At 52.6% G+C, this 18,487-nt stretch carries 13 protein-coding genes; 6 read left to right on the top strand and 7 right to left on the bottom strand.

Annotation, left to right across the window (positions count from 1 at the left end):
- Positions 1–57: 57 nt before the first annotated feature.
- A complete protein-coding gene (locus BOC67_RS05080) occupies positions 58–888 on the bottom strand; it encodes a S1-like domain-containing RNA-binding protein (protein WP_291908006.1) in 831 nt (276 codons plus the stop codon).
- A 142-nt stretch (positions 889–1,030) separates the two neighbouring features.
- On the opposite strand from BOC67_RS05080, the gene BOC67_RS05075 reads away from it, so the two are divergent.
- A complete protein-coding gene (locus BOC67_RS05075) occupies positions 1,031–1,867 on the top strand; it encodes a sulfite exporter TauE/SafE family protein (RefSeq protein WP_291908005.1) in 837 nt (278 codons plus the stop codon).
- Between the two features lie 4 nt (positions 1,868–1,871).
- A complete protein-coding gene (locus tag BOC67_RS05070) occupies positions 1,872–2,270 on the top strand; it encodes a DUF1634 domain-containing protein (protein WP_291908004.1) in 399 nt (132 codons plus the stop codon).
- A gap of 218 nt (positions 2,271–2,488) precedes the next feature.
- On the opposite strand, the gene BOC67_RS05065 is transcribed toward BOC67_RS05070, so the two are convergent.
- From BOC67_RS05065 to BOC67_RS05045, 5 genes are all read right to left on the bottom strand, one after another.
- Entirely contained in the window at positions 2,489–4,204 is a 1,716-nt protein-coding gene (locus tag BOC67_RS05065; protein WP_291908003.1) for a RagB/SusD family nutrient uptake outer membrane protein, read from the bottom strand.
- A 17-nt stretch (positions 4,205–4,221) separates the two neighbouring features.
- Positions 4,222–7,320, bottom strand: a complete 3,099-nt coding sequence (locus tag BOC67_RS05060; protein ID WP_291908001.1) for a TonB-dependent receptor — start codon at positions 7,318–7,320, stop codon at positions 4,222–4,224.
- A gap of 123 nt (positions 7,321–7,443) precedes the next feature.
- The gene (locus tag BOC67_RS05055) at positions 7,444–8,967 is read right to left on the bottom strand and encodes a glycosyl hydrolase family 28 protein (RefSeq protein WP_291907999.1); all 1,524 of its coding nucleotides are present in this window, start codon (positions 8,965–8,967) and stop codon (positions 7,444–7,446) included.
- A gap of 203 nt (positions 8,968–9,170) precedes the next feature.
- The gene (locus BOC67_RS05050) at positions 9,171–10,565 is read right to left on the bottom strand and encodes an alpha-L-fucosidase (protein ID WP_291907998.1); all 1,395 of its coding nucleotides are present in this window, start codon (positions 10,563–10,565) and stop codon (positions 9,171–9,173) included.
- Positions 10,566–10,829: 264 nt separating this feature from the next.
- Complete coding sequence (locus tag BOC67_RS05045; protein WP_291907996.1) at positions 10,830–12,344, bottom strand: malate:quinone oxidoreductase; 1,515 nt, start codon at positions 12,342–12,344, stop codon at positions 10,830–10,832.
- A 331-nt stretch (positions 12,345–12,675) separates the two neighbouring features.
- On the opposite strand from BOC67_RS05045, the gene BOC67_RS05040 reads away from it, so the two are divergent.
- Complete coding sequence (locus BOC67_RS05040; protein WP_291907994.1) at positions 12,676–13,506, top strand: metallophosphoesterase; 831 nt, start codon at positions 12,676–12,678, stop codon at positions 13,504–13,506.
- Positions 13,507–13,559: 53 nt separating this feature from the next.
- Positions 13,560–14,213 carry an SMI1/KNR4 family protein gene (locus tag BOC67_RS05035; protein WP_291907992.1) on the top strand — a complete coding sequence of 218 codons (654 nt, stop codon included), beginning with the start codon at positions 13,560–13,562 and terminating at the stop codon, positions 14,211–14,213.
- Between the two features lie 81 nt (positions 14,214–14,294).
- Here BOC67_RS05035 and BOC67_RS05030 read toward each other — a convergent pair whose 3' ends face one another.
- Entirely contained in the window at positions 14,295–14,681 is a 387-nt protein-coding gene (locus tag BOC67_RS05030; RefSeq protein ID WP_291907991.1) for an SRPBCC domain-containing protein, read from the bottom strand.
- Positions 14,682–14,782: 101 nt separating this feature from the next.
- On the opposite strand from BOC67_RS05030, the gene BOC67_RS05025 reads away from it, so the two are divergent.
- The gene (locus BOC67_RS05025; RefSeq protein WP_291907989.1) at positions 14,783–15,928 is read left to right on the top strand and encodes an FAD-dependent monooxygenase; all 1,146 of its coding nucleotides are present in this window, start codon (positions 14,783–14,785) and stop codon (positions 15,926–15,928) included.
- A gap of 84 nt (positions 15,929–16,012) precedes the next feature.
- The gene (locus tag BOC67_RS05020) at positions 16,013–18,484 is read left to right on the top strand and encodes a glycoside hydrolase family 9 protein (RefSeq protein ID WP_291907987.1); all 2,472 of its coding nucleotides are present in this window, start codon (positions 16,013–16,015) and stop codon (positions 18,482–18,484) included.
- The last annotated feature ends 3 nt before the right edge of the window (positions 18,485–18,487 follow it).

The raw sequence follows: 18,487 nt of genomic DNA, 5'->3' as shown, positions 1-18,487 counted from the left end.
GCTAATATAACACATATGTGTTATCGATGCAAGCGCAGCCTCATAATATTTTAACCGTTATTCCTCCACCGACTTAATTCCGGTTTGCGTAAATACAATTTTTTGCTGCTTGTAAAGGTTGCCGGTTGTCATCTTAAACGTTTTTTTGCTCATCCCGAAAAAAGCCTGGATCTCTTCCGGGGTGGACTTATCATGATACGGCAGGTAACCGTTATTTTCCTGCAGGAGGCGTAAAATTTTCGCGCCTTCATCTTCCACTTTCTTAAAGCCGGGTTGGCCCAACGCCACGTCGATTTTGTTATCCTTTACCTGGCGCACGAAACCTTTCAGCTTTTCCCCAATGTCTACCGGCCTGAAAATATCGCTGTGGTGCAGCATGCCCAGGTGCGTGTTATTCACTATCACCACGTACCCGATCTGGGTCCTGCGGTAAATAATAATATCTACAGGGTCTTTTTCAGCGAGCGCTATATTTTCGTTGCTGAGCGTACTTTCGATCCGCTCGGTAGCAGCCACACGGCCCGTTAGCTCATCCAAATAGATTTTTACCAGGTACTCCTGCCCGGGGACCATCTTCGAAAGTTGCTGCGAAGTGGGTACAAAAATATCTTTCATCAGGCCCCAGTCCAGAAACGCGCCCTGGTGGGTAGTGCTTACGGCTTTGAGGCTGACAATATCCCCCACTACGCCGTAAGGCTTTTGCGTGGTGGCAATTAACCGGTTTTCTGAATCGTGGTAAACAAAGACTTTCAATTCATCGCCCACCTTTGTACCGGCTGGTACAAAGCGTGTAGGCAGCAGTATTTCCTGGTCCACGCCTTCGAGATATACCCCAAATTCAGCCTTCTTTTTCACCCGCAGGTAGTTGTATTCACCAACTCGTATCATAATAATCAGTTAATTAACAGCCTGCAAGTTACTTATAGATTGTGGGATTGCCAGAATCATATTCTGCTTACTTTTGCAACAATCATATAAATCCCGGGGTTTTTATACCCGGGATTGCATCAAAACACCAACCAACCATCTTATGACGATTTTAGCTTTCACGCTGATCCTGCTGCTGGGCGCATTCACGGCCGGCATGCTGGGGTCCCTCACCGGCCTGGGAGGCGGTGTGGTCATTATTCCCTTACTCACCCTCGTTTTTCATGTAGACATCCGCTATGCCATCGGTACCGCACTCATCGCTTCCATCGCCACTTCCTCCGGCTCGGCCGCTGCCTATGTGAAAGAAGGCATCACCAACATCCGGATCGGCATGTTCCTGGAAATAGCCACCACTACCGGCGCCGTAATTGGCGCGCTGGTAGCGGTTTTCATGCCTACCAATATCGTTGCCATCATTTTCGGCTGCGTTCTTATTTTTTCCGCCATCCTGTCGTTCAAGCCCAAAGCCAATACGGTAGTGAATAACGATACCAGTGAACTCGCAAGAAAACTGCATTTAAACGGCAGCTATCCCACCCCTGACGGGAAAGTGACCTACACCGTGCACCGCGTAGCCGGCGGCTATTTTATGATGATGTTTGCCGGCATCATGTCCGGCTTGCTCGGTATTGGCAGCGGCGCGCTGAAAGTGCTCGCCATGGATAATATCATGCGCATCCCGTTTAAGGTATCCACGACCACCAGCAACTTCATGATCGGCGTAACGGCAGCCGCCAGCGCAGTGGTGTACCTGCAGCGAGGCTACATCTCCCCCGGCCTCTGCCTGCCCGTAGTGCTGGGTGTACTCGCCGGCGCACTGGGCGGCTCCAAACTACTGGTGCGCGCCAACGTTACAAAACTGCGTATAGTCTTTAGCGTTGTTATCGCCTTCCTCGCCATCCAGATGATTTACAATGGTTACACCGGAAAACTCTAAGATCATGAAACACTTTTTTTCGAAAGGATATTGGGCAGATAAAGATATACAGCAACTCATCGGTAAACAGCTGCGACTGGGCGTGATCACCGCCAGCGTATTGGTATTCACCGGAGGGATAATTTACCTCTACCGCCATGGGACGGAACTGCCCGGCTACCGGGAATTTACCGGCGTGCGTGCCGGACTGGACAGCATTTCCGGGATCATCCACGGCGTACGGGGGATTCACGGCATGGAGATAATCCAGCTGGGCGTGGTATGCCTGATTGCTACGCCGATTATTCGGGTAGCGTTGTCCGCTTTTGCATTTTTGCTGGAACGGGATTTCCTGTATGTGTTTATCACGCTGATTGTGCTGGGCGTGATATGTTTCAGCATGGTGGGGGAATTGGCGGGATAGGCGCGGGTAATTTCTCGCAAAGATACATAAGGGGCAAAGCACGCAAAGGGGCCTGCGGGCTGGGGCGGCTTTTTGCTGCAATTCAGGAGAGGGCAAAGCACGCAAAGAATTCCAGTTGGTAAAACAATTGCAACCCGCGCCTTAAAAAAAACAAACCTGCCTTGCGTGCTTTGCTCCTTATGCATCTTTGCGAGAAAAAAAACTCCACAGGAAACCAACTACAACCAATCCTTATTCTGACCGTAGGCCGGGCCCGTGGTCACCGCATTGATCTGATCCAGCGGGATGGGCCGCAGCAGGTGTTTCGGGCTTTGGAAGTTAGCCCTGCACTCCGTGTTATGCTTCTTAATACGGGCTTCCAGCTGCCCGGTACGCGCCAGGTCCAGCCAGCGCACATTTTCGCCCGCCAGCTCACGGGAACGTTCGTCCAAAATGAAATCCAGGTTCAAATCCGCCGCGGTAATATCCATAGCGGCCTTGTTGCCCGTAGGGTACGCTGCGCGCTCCCGCACTGCATTGATATACGGTACGGCATCAGCTGTACGCCCTGCCATCATCAGCGCTTCCGCGGCAATCAGGTAGGTTTCCGCCAGCCGGTAGGCAATCACCGGACGGATGGAGGGCGCGTTCATGTCGCTGCGCTTGGTATCGATATACTTCATCAAAGCAGGACTCATGCGGGAATTATACTGGTCGGACGGGATCATCGTGTACGGCGCCGCTGCAATCTGCTGCGCAGTTTTAGGCCCCATCGGCAGGTATATGGCCGTATCTCCCAGTTTGAATTTAGGACCGCCCGCTACTGCGCCGGCAGGAGCGCCCGAAGGCAAAGGAGTAGGCCATTTAGGGATGCTGTTCGCATTGTTGCAATACCAAACCGTCTGGAAGGTTTTAGCAAAGCGGGTATCGTTCTTCCTTTCTGCAAACACCGTGTCCGTCAGCCAGCGGGAAGGCACCGTACGAATGTAAGGCCGCCCGCCGAGGATATCCCTTTGCATTCCATCCACCTTTTCGTACTGGGGCACAAACAAATGCACGAGCATATTATCCGGCGTACGGTTATCCTGGTTGGGAGAACCGTTGTAAGCCAGGCTGCTGGTGTGTTGTACCGCCCACAATACTTCCCCGCTGTTTTCATTGCCTTCCGCAAATACATTGGCGAAATCAGGCAATAAGGCTACGCCCAATGCGCCTGCATTATTGATGATATCTATCGCATTCGTATAGGCGTTCTGGTAATCATCCGGCTGTTTGGCGCTGCTGCCCGCACGGGTCAGGTACACCTTCGCCAGCACATGCTGGGCGGCTACCAGGGTAGCCCTGCCAGGGTCCACGCCTTTCGTGGAGGGACTTTTTGGCAATACGGCCATTGCGTCTTTGAGGTCCTGGATAATATTTGCATACACCGCCGCCATGGGATCCCGCTTAGCGGAAGTAAGCGGTTCCGTGTTAAATTTCGTTGAAAGGGTTACATCTCCCCACAACTGCACCAAAACAAAATAATAATTCGCACGGAGAAACTTGGCTTCCGCTACCATCCTGGCTTTCAGGTCGTCTTTAATGCCGGTAACATTAGGCGCGTTTTCAATAACGGCGTTGCAGGAATTGATGTAGGTATAACAGTTGTTCCATAGGGCGGTTACCTTACCGTCGGTGGACTGGTAGGCGGTGGACAGCAGGAAGAGGTCCTTGTTGCCGTCGTTGCCACGCAGCCATTCGTCCGTGGCGGGCGTCGTGAGCGAAAAGTAATCCTCGTTGCCCCAGATGGTGCGGGTGCCGGCGTAAGCGGCATCCAGTCCGGCTTTCAGGCCCTGGCTTGTTTTATAGAATTCAGGTGTCAGTACCCCATGCGGTTTTTCTACCAGCATTTTTTTACATCCGCCTATCAGCAGGGCAGCGGTGGCGATGCAGCCTATATAAAGTATCTTTTTCATTACGGAATGCTTTAACGTTATAAAGTCAGGTTAATCCCAAAAATCATAGACCAGGTGCCGGGCGTATCCGCGTTGATGTTGCCGGCGGATTCAGGGTCTACCCCGTGGTATTTGTTGCGGTATTCTGAAAACAGGATGAACGGATCCTGGGCGGTGGCATATACCCGCAGGGACCGGGCTTTCAGCCGCTGCACGAAGGACTGTGGCAGGTTGTAGCCCAGGCTCAGGCTCCTGATTTTCAGGAAGCTGCCATCCAGGTAACCAAGCGTGGTATTGTATTGCGTTTGGGTAGATGAATTGTTGGGTTTGGGGTAATAGGTTTCGCCATTGGTGGGCGTCCAGTAATGCACGTTCAGGTTGTTATAATTTCCCTGGAAGGTATTGGCAAAACCGCCCCCGTACAGCTTACTGTTCAGCATGCCGCCAATACGCGCAAAAACCACGATGGTAAAGTCCAGGCCCTTGTAGCTGAAGCGGTTCGTCATACCACCCTCCCACTTAGGTTGCGGGCTGCCGATGAGGGTTTTGTCCGCAGCGCTGAAAGTACTGTCTTTATTCACATCTACAACACGGATGTTCCCGATGACGGAGGTAGGCCCGCTCACGCTTTGCTTATATGCTTTGGCCGTGAGGGAATCCGCTTTGGTATTCTGCCAGAGGTCGATGCGCTGGTAATCGTAATATTCCCCGATGGGGTAACCTACAAACCAGTTGTTGGCGAGGTCTTGCTGGATGTTGTTGTACAGCTGCGTGATCTTGCCGCGGTTGAGGTACCAGTTCAGGTCCGTCGTCCAGTTGAAGCCATTAGCCTTATTGGACTGGATGTTGACGGTGGCGAGGTGTACTTCCACGCCCTTGTTTTCCGTTTTACCCACGTTTACCAGTACGTTGCCGGGAATACCGGTGGTACCGGGCAGCTTTTGCGGCAGCAGGAGGTTGCTGGTCTGCTGCGTATAGGCTTCCACGTTACCACTGATGCGGTTGTTGAACAGGGCAAAATCTATCCCGAAGTTAGCGGAGGTAGTGTACTCCCACTGCAGGTTCATGTTGGGCGCTGCGTTGAGATAGGCGCCGGTAACATTGGTGCTGCCGTAGTTGTAGTTCAGCGCATTGAGTGCGCCTTTAGTCTGGTAGGGATCGATGGCGGTATTGCCTACCCGGCCGTAACTGGCGCGGAGCTTCATGTTGGAGATGACTTTTGAATCGCGTGCCCACTTTTCGTTGCTGAGGTTCCAGCTGAGCACCGCGGATGGAAATCCTTTGAACTGGTTGCCTGGCGCGAGCCTGGAGCTGCCGTCGGAGCGCATGACGAGCGTAAGGAGGTAACGGTCGTCATAGCTGTAGAAAAGGCGGCCCATGTAGGAAATAATGTCCCATTTAGGGTCGGAGCCGCTGCCGGCCAGGTTGGAAGCATACTGCGGGTTGGCGTATTCCAGGTTGTCGGACAGGAGGGTGTTGTTGGTATATTTCGTAGTCCGGCTGTCGGACTCCTGGATACTGTATAAGCCCGTAAAGCTGAACCGGTGCTTGCGGATGGACTTGTCGTAATACAACAGGTTTTCCACCGTGAAGCTGGTGTTTTGCCCGTAGTTGGTTTCGCTGGTATTCAGGTTGCCGAGGTTGTTCGTGGTTTTGCTGGCGTAGAAGTTACCGTAGTTATCGCTTTTGATTTCCGCGCCTGCGTTCAGGCGATACCGTAGTCCCGGCAGGATGTTCACATCCAGGTAGCCCGTGGTGAAGGTACCGGTGCGTTTACGCCTTTCTATCACGGCGCCCGGCAGGAAGTTGGCCAGCGGGTTCCATATCTGCGCGGCGCTGCCGGCTACATAGTCGTTCAGCACATTGCCCGCGCTGTCAAACGCCGGGGCCATAGGGCTGGCGCGCAGCACCTGCCCCATGGGGTTTGCGCTTTCCCCGATGGTGGTGGAGTAGTTGTTCAGGGAGCTGATACCTAATTTAAACGTTTTGTTGATCTGGTGATCCACGCCAATTTTTACGCTGAAGCGTTCAAATGATTGGCCGGGGTACACGCCGGTTTCCTTGTAATAGCCGCCGCTGATATTGTATTGCGTTTTTTCCGTACCGCCGGAAACGCCTACCTGGTGGTTGGTTTGCAGGCCGGTGCGGTACACGAGGTCCTGCCAGTCGGTATTGCGCCCTTTGGCCAGCCCGTCGCGCTCTACTGCATCAAAAGCATCCAGCATGATTTTGGGATCTTCCGGGCTGCTGTATTTCACCGGGTCAGCGTTGTAGAAGGCCCATTTTTTCAAGCCTGCATATTGTTCGGAATTCATGAGATCGTACCGGCCGGAAGGCTTTACGAAACCGGCATATCCGCTGTAGGTGACTACGGTGCCGCCGGCAATGCCGCGTTTGGTGGTGACGAGTATGACGCCGTTAGCGCCGCGGGAGCCATAGATGGCCGTGGCGGAAGCGTCTTTCAGGACCTGTATGGAGCTGATGTCATCCGGGTTGATATCGTTGATATCGCCGTTGAAGGGGATACCGTCCACTACAAACAGGGGGGAGTTCGTGGCTTTCAGGGAGCGGCTGCCGCGGATGAGGATCGTTGGCTTTGCCCCGGGTTTACTGTTACCGCCGCTCTTTTGCACATCGATGCCGGCGCCCTGGCCTTTCAGGGCCTGGCTGAGGTTGGCGGAAGGCACATCCCGCAGGGCCTGGGAGCTGATGCTGGTGATGGAGCCGGTAAGGTCCGACCGTTTTTGGGTACCATACCCTACCACGACTACTTCGTTCAGTTCTCCTTTATTAACGTTTAGCTGGATGTTGAGGTGCGGCATGTCGCTGTTGCCAAGCGTAATTTCCTTCGGGAGGAAACCAGTGTAGGTAATTCGCAGGACCGCGCCGGCGGGAGCGCTGAGGCTAAAGCTGCCGTCTACGCCGGTGGCGGCGCCTTTGGTAGTGCCTTTTACCTGTACATTGGCGCCAGGGAGGGGTTCCCCGCTTTGCGAAGTAACGGCGCCGTGGATCTGGATGTTTTGTTGCGCGTATAACGCGGACGAATATACGCAGAGAAGGAGCGCCAGGAATATTTTCCATGAAAGGAAATTACCTGGCGGAAGGGCGATTGATTTACAACCGTACGTGTTTTTCATAACGTTGTTTTTTGGATGAGTAAAGGGTGTAGATTGCCAGGCCGGCAACAGCGTTGGCTGCCGGCAATAGGGCGCCGGAACCGCTTTTGGCAGTCCGCGCGGAATTGATGTTTTAGATAGTTGTTACTTCTGTTTTACGGTATTATCCGCCACGTCTTTGTCGAGCGTAACCTTCAGTTTTTTAGCTACGGTAATAGCGGCGTTATTGGCGCCGCTAACATGCAGGAAGGTGAGGTGGGCGGGAGCCGTAATGTTGGTAAAGTCGATGTTTTTTGCGTCAGAAATTTTTGCCAGTGGTTCTTGCCCGCTGTTAGCAGGGATTTTCCATTTGCTGATAGTAATGTTTGCCAGGTCGTACCCAATAATTGCCTGTCTAGCGTCTGTATTGTCAGATGTGATGGTGACGTTGTTGAAGCGGATGTTGGCTGCATGCCGGATGTAGAGGGCGGATGCAGGAATTTTTTTGCCGAACATTTTGATTTCGGGGTAGTCTGCCGGCCTTTCTTCCAGGGCTATTTGCGCATCTTCCGCCGTGCCTGTTCCGGGAATGTTGATGCGGATATTTTCCAGGCTTACGTTTTGGATCTTATGCTCCGGGATGCCGCTGATGAGCATGCCCGTCCAGGTGCCATGCTTTACGGTGACGTTGCGGATATCGATGTTGCTGATGGCGCCGGGAGGTTGCTTAGCATCCACTTCCCGGAAGGTCTTGAGCCTTGCGCCTAGCCGCATGATGATGGGCAGGTGTACGGTATCCATGTCCACATCGGAGATACGGATATTACGGATATGCGAGCCATCCACGGAGAATATTTTAATGCCGCCTTCCCTTGCAAAGTCTACTTTAATATGCTTTACGGTGATGTCTTCAAAATTACCGGCGGATTCCGTGCCGAATTTGATAGCGCCCTCGCCGGTGTTGATACGTATATTCGATACCGTTACATTGCGGCAGGGGTAGGGGCTGGTGGTTTTGAAGCAGATGGCATCGTCGCCGCTGTTGATGTTGCAGTCGCTGATCTGTACGTTTTCGCAGCAGTCGATGTCGATACCGTCGTTGTTACCGAGGCCGCGGCTGAAGATCGTTACATTTTTTGCGATGATATCCCGGCAGTGGAAGAAGTGCATGGTCCATGCCGTGGGGCCGGTGAGGTGGACGTCTGTTACGCGGATGTTGCCCGACCTTACAAAGCGTACGAGGAAGGGCCGGCGTTGATGGCCGCCGGAGGCGTACACCAGTTTACCCTGCCCGTTGATGGTTCCTTTGCCGGTGATGGCGGTGTTGTGTACCTCTACGGCGCCGATGAGCGCATAGCCCATTTGCTGGCCCAGGCCATCTTTAAAGCCATCTACCACCTGGTAGTCTTTAATATCAGGGCTGCCGAGCAGGGTGGCATTTTCGTCTACCTGGAGGGTAACGTCATTTTTCAGCAGCAGGGTGCCGGTGAGCCAGTTGCCTGGCGGAATGCGGACGATGCCGCCACCGGAGCGGGAGCAGCTGTCGATAGCGGATTGAATATAGGCGGTATTTAACGTTTTGCCGTCTCCGTTAGCTCCAAACGCAACAATGTCGAACAAGGCTTTTTGTGCCTGTGATTTCACTGCAAACAGGACCAGTAAAACAGAGAGCAAATAATTCTGTTTCATAGACCAGTTGATGAAAGTAATTCGTTTTGGTTGATCTGCCGCCGGTTCCGCGGGGCGGCCTTTTACGCAAAGCAGCAAGGTTTAAGCAGCATGAAATTATTTGTCGGTCATCATTTCATCCATTAGCTAAGGCTGCCGGCCGTTACTGCTTTGTATAAAATAAGCAATTCCAACCGCGCGTTGCACGGTTGGAGGATGCTTCATTATAAGGTGGTTTCTACTTTAATCACGGAGGCGATGTTATCCGGCGCCTGCGCAGGCAGGGATACCACCAGCGCGTCTGCTTCGGCGGTAGTTTTCAGCTTGCTGCCGTTGGCGAGTAAAGTAGTTTTGATGACTTTATTTTTCAGTCCGGGTACTACCAGTTTACCATCTGCAGGCCAGTTGAAAACGTGCAGGTAGTAAGTGGTTTTGTTGCCGGTAGTTTTTTGCGTGCAGCGGCCCCATGGCAGGGTAGGCAGCTGGCTGCCGTTGGTGGCGTAGATGGATTCGCCGTTTACCTTCATCCATTTACCGATGCCGGCCAGGCCTTCAATACTTTGCTGCGGGAAGACGCCTTCCGCGGTAGGGCCTACGTTGAGCAGGTAGTTACCGTTTTTGGAAGCGATGTCGATCAGGTTGCGGATCAGCGTTTCGGTGCTTTTCCATTTGTTATCCCATTCCTTGTACCCCCAGGTGCCGTTCATGGTCATACAGGTTTCCCAATCTCTTCCATCCAGTTCTTCTTTGGTAGGGATTTTTTGTTCCGGCGTTTTATAGTCGCCGGGGAAGTTAGGGCGTTTCAGCCTGTCGTTCGTAATGATAGCCGGTTGGAGGGCCAGTACCTGCTGGAGTTTTTGCGCGTATTCATCAGTCATATTCGTAGGCGTATCCCACCAGAGTACGGCCACTTCTCCATAATTGGTTAATAACTCTTTCACCTGCGGTACTGCTACTTTATCGATGTAGTCGGACATGGAGGCAGTTGTCTGCAGCGGGTCCCAGTGGCCGGAGTGCGCCGCCGTATAGGCGTCGATCTGTGCGCTGTCAGGGTTAGGCCAGCCTTCGGAGGCTACCTTGCGGGCAGCAGCGCCGCCTGGGTTGTTCCAGTCCTGCGCCTGGGAGTAGTAGAAGCCTAATTTAATACCATGTTTTTTACAGGCAGCCGCCAGGTCCTTCAGCACATCCTTGCCGTAGGGCGTAGCGTCTACGATATTGAATTTGCTGGCGTTGGATTTAAACATGGCAAAGCCGTCGTGGTGTTTGGCGGTGATCACGATGTATTTCATACCTGCGTCCTTGGCCATTTTCACCCATGCGTCCGCATCATATTTAACGGGGTTGAATTTTTTCGCATATTCCTGGTATTCCTTTACGCCGATCTTAGCGCGGTTCATGATCCATTCGCCGCCCCGTTGTACCTGGTGCCCTTTGTACCAGCCGGCAGGCACGGCATAGTCGCCCCAGTGTATGAACATGCCGAATCTGGCTTCTCTCCACCATTTCATGCGTTGGTCACGGGATAGTTCGGTAGTAACAGCGGCTGTCGTTTTTGTTTGAGCCGGCAGGCATTGACTAATGGCCAGCAATGCCACGAGGCAGCAGGTCAGTTTTTTCATAATGGAATCTTTTTAATGTTCTTATGCAAACGATTGCAATTTTACCTCAAAAAATAAGCGCGTTTGCGCCTTAGTTTGTTGATTATCAACATAGAATGAGTGTCGTTGGTACGCTTGCAAATGCTAATACTAAAATCTGGAAAAAACTGATACGATTATGATTTCATTTTGTCTATTGCAGGTATTTTTTTCTCCAAAAAAGAAAAACCGCCGCAGCGATAAGCCGGGCGGTTTTATAAGTATCAAAATTATGACAGACCTATATTATGCGGTTTCCATCTGTTGGAGTTCCAGCACCTCGGTAGTCCATTTCCGCAGTTTGGCGGTTAATTCAGGATTGTTGAGGAGGGATTGGCCGTAGGACGGAATCATTTGTTTGAGTTTCTGTTGCCATGCTTCGGTGTCAACATCTTCCTTGAAGCAGCGTTTGAGCAGGTTAAGCATGATGGACACTGCGGTGGAAGCGCCCGGGGAAGCGCCCAGCAGCGCGGCGATGGAACCGTCGGCAGCGCTAACTACTTCCGTACCGAATTCCAGGATACCGCCGTGTTCAGGATCTTTTTTAATTACCTGTACGCGTTGGCCGGCAATTTCCAGTTCCCAGTCTTTCATTTCTGCATCCGGGAAGTATTCGCGCAGCGCTTCGAGCCTGTCTTCCGGCTTCTGGCGTACCTGTGCGATGAGGTATTTGGTCAGCGGGATGTTATCCAGGCCGGCAGATACCATCGGGTAGATGTTATTGGCTTTGATAGAGAGGGGCAGGTCCAGGTAGGAGCCATTTTTCAGGAACTTGGTAGAGAACCCGGCATATGGTCCGAAGAGGAGGGCTTTTTTACCGTCGATCATGCGGGTATCCAGGTGCGGAACGGACATAGGAGGCGCGCCTACAGAGGCTTTCCCATATACTTTCGCCTGGTGTTTGGCAATGATTTCCGGGTTATTGCAACGCAGCCACTGGCCGCTTACAGGGAAACCGCCGAAGCCTTTACCTTCAGGGATGCCTGATTTTTCCAGCAACGGTAAGGAACCGCCGCCGGCGCCAATGAATACGAATTTAGCGTGGAGTTGATTTTTTTCGCGGGTTTCGCGGTTTTTCACTTTTACCAGCCAGCCGCCGTCATCCGCTCTTTTGAGGTCGCGTACGTCGTGGTTGAAGTGCATGGTTACGCCATCTAGTTGCTCCAGGTAGCGGAACAGCTGGCGGGTAAGTGCGCCAAAGTTCACGTCAGTACCCATTTCGGTGTAGGTGGCGGCCACTTTTTGCGCGGGGTCACGGTGCTGCATCACCAGCGGCATCCATTCGCGGAGCTGCGCGTGATCTTCAGAGTACACCATGCTGTCGAACAGGTGGCATTGTTGCAGGGCTTTGTAACGCTTTCGCAGGTAATCCACATTCTCTTCACCCCAAACAAAGCTCATATGAGGAATACTTTGTATAAATTCCTGGGGATGGGAAATGATGTTCTTTTCTACCAGATAGGACCAGAATTGGCGGGAAACTTCAAACTGCTCTGCAATGTTCACAGCTTTCTTAATGTCCACGGAACCGTCCGGTTTCTGCGGTGTGTAGTTCAACTCGCAGAAAGCAGAGTGCCCCGTACCGGCGTTGTTCCATGCATCGGAACTTTCCGCGGCGGCAACATCCAATCTTTCGTAAATGGCGATGGTAAGTTCCGGTTGCAACTCCTTCAGGAGCATTCCAAGGGTGGCGCTCATAATACCGGCGCCTATTAAAACCACATCCGGACCTGTTTCAGACGTACTCTTGCTTCTAAACATAACCCCTATTTAATTCGAGGTGCAAAGTTACAATACAATCAGTTAAGCAGGGTGAATTAAATGCGGCTTTTGGAGCAAATTAACAAACTGATTACAATTCTTTCTGAATAAATTGAAAGTTTAATATCAATCGTACCGGACAATCCGTTATATTAAATAAAATCAAATGTGGGCAAAAAATTCTTAGAAAATATTTTTTAATAAACTTATCTAGTTAGTTTTTATTCAATTCCGGTGGTTTTTTACCCCCATGGGGCCGCTTTGTTTTATATTTATGTTAACCCTGTCTGAACGCAGTTTTCCGACGTTTAAATCGCTCTACTTTTATCGTATGAACAGAAGAGAATTCCTGGGCGGCCTCTCTGCCGCCGTCATCATTTCCGCCTGCGGCGCCGTTGCCCGGGCAGCTACTGCCGAACACTTTGCCCGCAAAACCCGCCTGCGGTTTGCCATCGGGTCCGACTGGCATTATGGGGAGCCCAACACGCCCTACGAGCAGTATTTCAATGACCTGAAGGCAGCCTTCAGCAAAGTGCAGGCGCAAACGCCCTGCGAGTTCTTTGTGCTGAACGGGGATGTGATCCACAACGATCCCGCCTTCCTGCAGCCGGCGGCGCAGCTGTTTCAAACCATCCACCCTAAAGTATTTGCCACCAGGGGCAATCACGACCGCGTAACGCCGGAAGCCTGGCAACAGGCCTGGGGCAATCCCCTGCAACATGAGCAGGTGATCAACGGTACCGTGCTGCTCTTTGGGGATACCTCCAATATTAAAGGGGACTTCCTGGCGCCGGACCTGCAATGGTTTGAGGAGCGGCTGGAAGCGAATAAAAAAGCGAAAGCCATTTTTATATTTATACACATCACCCCGGTGAAATGGACGGAATTTGCGGCGGACTCCCCTGCGTTTGCGGCACTGCTGCGTAAATATCCGAATGTAAAAGCGGTGTTTAACGGGCACGACCACGACCAGGACAACGTAAAGCTGCTGGACAATAAACTGCCATTCCTGTTCGACAGCCACATCGGCGGCAGCTGGGGAACAAAGTACCACGGCTTCCGCATCGTGGAGTTAAAAGATGACGGTTCGCTGCTTACATATATGATGAATCCGGATACAAGGATCAATGAGTTCGACAGTAAAAAAAGTCTGGCCGGATAATCCCTTTTCCACGTGAAAGTGAGTATCTTGCCAGCACCTGAAAAACCGTTGAATTGCCTGATACTATGCAGCTGGAAGAAATAGAAAACTTATACAACTTTAGATACCCTGCGCTTTACAAACAATTATATGCAGACGGTATGCTCAACTGGGGCGCCTTTGGTCCGGATTGGCACCAGCGCGTGTTCCCGCAGTTGCAGGAAAACCCGCCTTTCCTGTTGTATGCAAACGACCTGGAAGTGATCAACACCGCATCCGTGGCCGATTACCTGGAAGAAGGCATTTTGTTTGCCGATCCCGTACACCGTTTTGTACCGATTGCCACCACGGGAGCGGGCGACTGGTTTGCGTTCTATTACAATTTACAGGATGGGGAAGATGTGCCGGTAGTACTGGTATGGCACGATTCAAATGAGGCCTGTATATTGGCCAAAAACCTGCAGGATTTTATTTTCCTTCAGATGCTGGAAGCGGTAACGGATATAGATCCGCATTATCCGGGTTTGTTGTCAGTGGGAGATATGAAAGCCAACTGTAAACGATGGCTCGAAACGCACAAGCCTTACCTGACAGCCAGCCAGATTACCATATTGGAGCAGGTATATGAAAAAGGCAGCCTGACGAATGCAGCACTGAAAGATATCCTCGATAAAGAAATCAACTTCGAGTGGATGGATAGCAGCTTTCCTTACCAGGAAGCGTTTTAGCGTAAAATATTACACCAGGGGCAAAGGGTTTTGTTGGATGACAAAACCTTTTGCCTTTTTTATAAGTTCCCCGGATAACGCTTAATCCTCGTAAAACTCGATGATAGCGCCGAAGTACTGGGTAGTCCAGCCCTCTGTGATATCTTCAAACGCCTCGTCCGGAATGTTGGTATGCCGCAGCTCCACGTCCGTTCCCTTTTTGGAAGGGTGCAATATGATCGTGACGATAGACGGCGCTTCCGCTTCCTCCTCCCCGAAATACCATTCCTGCACAATCTTACGGCCTGCTTCGAATTCGAGATTACGGCCCACAATACTGTCTTCCCAGAGCGAAAATTCAGAACCGGGCTCGGTGCTCATCACGGCCTTTTCGCCGCTCCAAAGCTGAATGGTTGCCGGGTTGGTAAGCGCTGCATATACCTCTTCCGGCTCAGCGCGTACAATGAAATGCTTTTTGAAATCTTTCATGCGCCAAAGCTATGGATTTGTTAAAAATAAAAATAAATTAGGTCAAATGTACTAATTTGAAAACCGGGGCTTACCTTTGCGGCGGAATAATGCACCCACCCATGAAAGCGATCATCATCGGCGCCGGTATCGGCGGACTCACTACCGCCATTGCGCTGCAACAGCAGGGAATTGATTACGATATTTATGAGGCGGCCCCGGAATGCCGGGCCGTAGGCGCCGGCATCATGCTGGGAGGCAACGCCATGACGGTATATGAGCGGCTGGGAGTAGGCGAAGCCATCCGCCGGGTGTCCATCTTCCCGGAAAATATTTTCGTAAGCAATTACAAAGGGAAAGTACTGCAACAAGTAAGCAATGCGTATATCCGTCAGCGTTATGGGCAGGGCGCGCACCTGCTGCACCGGGCAACCCTGCAGCAAGAACTCCTGCAGGCAGCGCAGCAGCCCGTACGCTGGGGCAAAAGGTTTGAGCGGCTGGAACATCATCCGCATGGCGTAGTGGCCTATTTTGAAGATGGCAGCACCGCCACGGCGGACCTTCTCATCGGTGCGGACGGCATCCGCTCCACCGTGCGGGAAAAATACGTGGCGCCGGCCACTTACCGCTACTCCGGCCAAACCTGCTGGCGCGCTATCATTCCCATGACGTTAACCCCGGAAGAACAAAAGAACGCCACCGAAGTATGGGGCAACGGCAACGGGCTCCGCGCCTCTTACATGCAGGTGGACGGAGATCGCGTGTATTTCTGGTTTACCAAAAAAATGCCGGCAGGGCAGGCGTTTACCGGCGAGGCCGCCATCGCTTTCATGAAAAAGGAATTAGCTCACTTCAGCGAGCGGACGCAGGAGGTAGTAGCGGCCATCACGCCGGATATGCTGCTGCATGCGGATTTGTACGATTTTAAACCCATTGACGCCTGGTATAAAGATAAAGTGGTGCTGCTCGGCGACGCCTGCCACGCTACCACCCCCAACCTGGGCCAGGGCGCCAGCCAGGCCATAGAGGACGCGCTGATGCTGGCCCGCTGCCTGAAGCAGGAGAAAACCATTACGGACGCATTTAAAAAATACCAGGATAGTCGCATGGCGCGCGTGCATAAAGTAGTAGGCATGTCCTGGCGGCTGGCGCAGGTCACCAACTGGAAAGGCGCGCTGGCAACAGGCCTGCGGGATATGATCGTGCGCATGATCCCCCACCGCATAACCCAGCAACAAATGGAATTCCTCTACCACCTGAAGTGGTAAAGGCTGCCAGCCGTGTAATTCGTTTTGTGCAAAGTGCAAGTGAATAAGTTTTTATAGCTTTATTCACCCAACCCACGCACGCTTATGAAGAAACTATTAATTACATGGATAGGTGTATGGCTGTCTTATTTTGTTACAGCACAGGCTCCGGCTACGCAATGGATACGCATCAACCAGCTGGGGTATTTACCCGGCGGTATCAAAGTAGCGGTATTTGGCACGAAGGAGCACATGCTGCCAGGGGTTTTCCAGTTGATTGACTCCCTATCAGGGAAGGCGGTGTTTACGGCACATGCCGGGAAAGATTATGGCGCTTACGGGCCATTTACTCATACCGCGCGACTAAATTTTTCTCCCTATAAAAAAAACGGCACTTACCGACTCAAAGCAGGGAACGCCTACTCGCCCTATTTTCGTATAGCCGACGACGTTTATAACGGCGCGGCCGATTTTTGTTTGCGTTATATGCGCCAGCAGCGGAGCTGGTTTAACCCGGTGCTGCGGGACAGCTGCCATACCCATGACGGCTATACGATGTACGGCCCCATGCCGGACAGTACCCGCATTGATGTTGCCGGCGGCTGGCACGATGCTACCGATTACCTGCAATACGTCACTACATCCGCCAATGCAACCTGGCATCTGCTGGTGGCCTGGCGCGACTTCCCGCAGGTTTTTTCCGACCATTACGCCGCCAACGGCCTGCCCGGCGCCAACCAGGTGAGCGACGTGCTGGACGAAGCCCGCTGGGGCCTGCAATGGCTGCTGAAAATGCATCCGGCGGAGAATATCATGTTTAACCAGATTGCGGACGACCGCGACCACAAAGGGTTACGGCTGCCTAAGGAAGACCCTTTCTACGGGAAAGGTTTTGAACGGCCCGTGTACTTCTGCACCGGCGAGCCGCAGGGACTGGGAAAGTATAAGAACAAGTCCACCGGCGTGGCCTCTACGGCCGGTAAATTTTCCAGCGCATTTTCCCTCGCTGCCGGCATTTATAAAGATACCGACCCCGCTTTTGCCGCACTGCTGCGGGAGCGGGCCTTATCCAGCTACCGGATGGGCGTGCGGCAACCGGGCGTATGCCAAACGGCCTCCGTTTTATCCCCCTACATCTATGCGGAAGACAACTGGACGGACGATATGGAGCTGGCAGCCGCCGGCCTGTACCGCCAAACCCGGGAGCAGCAATACCTGCAGGCCGCATTGCAATATAGCAGCCAGGAAAAGGTGACGCCCTGGCTGGGAAAAGATACAGCCAACCATTACCAGTGGTACCCGTTTATTAACCTCGGGCATTACGAACTGGCGAAGTCGTTGCCGGCGGCGGAACGCAAGACCGTGACCGGCTATTACCGGGAAGGTATTGACCGCGTGTGGAAAAAGGCCGCCGGCAATGCGTTTTACCGCGCCATCCCTTTCATCTGGTGCAGCAACAACCTGACGGTTTCCTTTGCGATGCAATGCTACTGGTACCGGCAGCTGACAAACGACCAGGCTTTCCGCGAACTGGAACAGGCGAATGTGGACTGGCTGTTTGGCTGCAACCCCTGGGGCACGAGCATGGTGTACGGTTTGCCGGGCAATGGCGATTATCCGGCGGACCCGCATGCGGCCTTCAGTTTCGTAGGGAAGTTACCGGTAGACGGCGGATTGGTGGACGGGCCGGTGTACACGGCGATTTATCAAAACCTGATCGGCATTAAATTATCGGAGCCGGATGAATATGCCGCATTCCAGAGCGGCCTGGCCGTGTATCATGACGATGTGGGCGATTACAGCACCAATGAACCCACGATGGACGGAACGGCCTCCCTGGTGTACCTGCTGGCAGCCATGGCCGGGGAAGCGCCGCAGGAGCGCACCGTGAGTGCCGGCGCAGTTATCCGGGGGAACAGCGGGGAGAAAAAACTGGCCCTGGTGTTTACCGGCGATGAGTTTGCGGACGGCGCTGCCGCTATCATAAAAAGCCTTAAAGCAGCCGGCGTGCATGCTTCCTTTTTCCTGACGGGAAATTTTTACCGCCAATTTCCGCAGGTGATTCAACAATTAAAGCGGGATGGGCATTATTTAGGTACGCACTCCGATAAGCATTTGCTGTATTGCGACTGGGCAAACCGGGATAGCATGCTGGTAACCCGGGATTCGTTCGGGGTGGATCTGCAAAACGCTTACCGGGAGCTGGAAAAGGCGGGCATCTCCCGGGCGCAGGCGCCGTATTTCCTGCCTCCGTATGAGTGGTACAACCAGCGCGTGGCCGATTGGGCGAAGGCCGAAGGGCTGCAGCTCGTGTCGTTCACCCCGGGTACCCGTTCCAATGCGGATTATACCTATCCGGGTTTAAAAAATTATATCGGCAGCGGGGAGATATTCAATTCCGTGCTGGCATATGAAAACGGACAGGAACAAGGGCTCAACGGCTTTATGCTCTTATTACATATTGGTACGGATCCGCGGCGTACGGATAAGTTTTACCCCAAAATTCCTGCATTAATCGGCAGGTTAAAAGCAAAAGGTTACCGTTTTGTGCGGGTAGACGAATTGCTGCAACCCTAATTC

The organism is Chitinophaga sp. CB10 (assembly GCA_001870995.2).
In the GTDB taxonomy this organism is placed as follows: Bacteria; Bacteroidota; Bacteroidia; order Chitinophagales; family Chitinophagaceae; genus Chitinophaga.
This window is presented reverse-complemented; position numbering and strand designations above follow the sequence as displayed.

Coding starts and splice junctions, on each gene's coding strand:
- BOC67_RS05055 (WP_291907999.1), bottom strand. CDS start 8,967: ATGAAACAGAATTATTTGCTCTCTGTTTTACTGGTCCTGTTTGCAGTG.
- BOC67_RS05050 (WP_291907998.1), bottom strand. CDS start 10,565: ATGAAAAAACTGACCTGCTGCCTCGTGGCATTGCTGGCCATTAGTCAA.
- BOC67_RS05040 (WP_291907994.1), top strand. CDS start 12,676: ATGAACAGAAGAGAATTCCTGGGCGGCCTCTCTGCCGCCGTCATCATT.
- BOC67_RS05080 (WP_291908006.1), bottom strand. CDS start 888: ATGATACGAGTTGGTGAATACAACTACCTGCGGGTGAAAAAGAAGGCT.
- BOC67_RS05065 (WP_291908003.1), bottom strand. CDS start 4,204: ATGAAAAAGATACTTTATATAGGCTGCATCGCCACCGCTGCCCTGCTG.
- BOC67_RS05070 (WP_291908004.1), top strand. CDS start 1,872: ATGAAACACTTTTTTTCGAAAGGATATTGGGCAGATAAAGATATACAG.
- BOC67_RS05045 (WP_291907996.1), bottom strand. CDS start 12,344: ATGTTTAGAAGCAAGAGTACGTCTGAAACAGGTCCGGATGTGGTTTTA.
- BOC67_RS05030 (WP_291907991.1), bottom strand. CDS start 14,681: ATGAAAGATTTCAAAAAGCATTTCATTGTACGCGCTGAGCCGGAAGAG.
- BOC67_RS05075 (WP_291908005.1), top strand. CDS start 1,031: ATGACGATTTTAGCTTTCACGCTGATCCTGCTGCTGGGCGCATTCACG.
- BOC67_RS05025 (WP_291907989.1), top strand. CDS start 14,783: ATGAAAGCGATCATCATCGGCGCCGGTATCGGCGGACTCACTACCGCC.
- BOC67_RS05060 (WP_291908001.1), bottom strand. CDS start 7,320: ATGAAAAACACGTACGGTTGTAAATCAATCGCCCTTCCGCCAGGTAAT.
- BOC67_RS05020 (WP_291907987.1), top strand. CDS start 16,013: ATGAAGAAACTATTAATTACATGGATAGGTGTATGGCTGTCTTATTTT.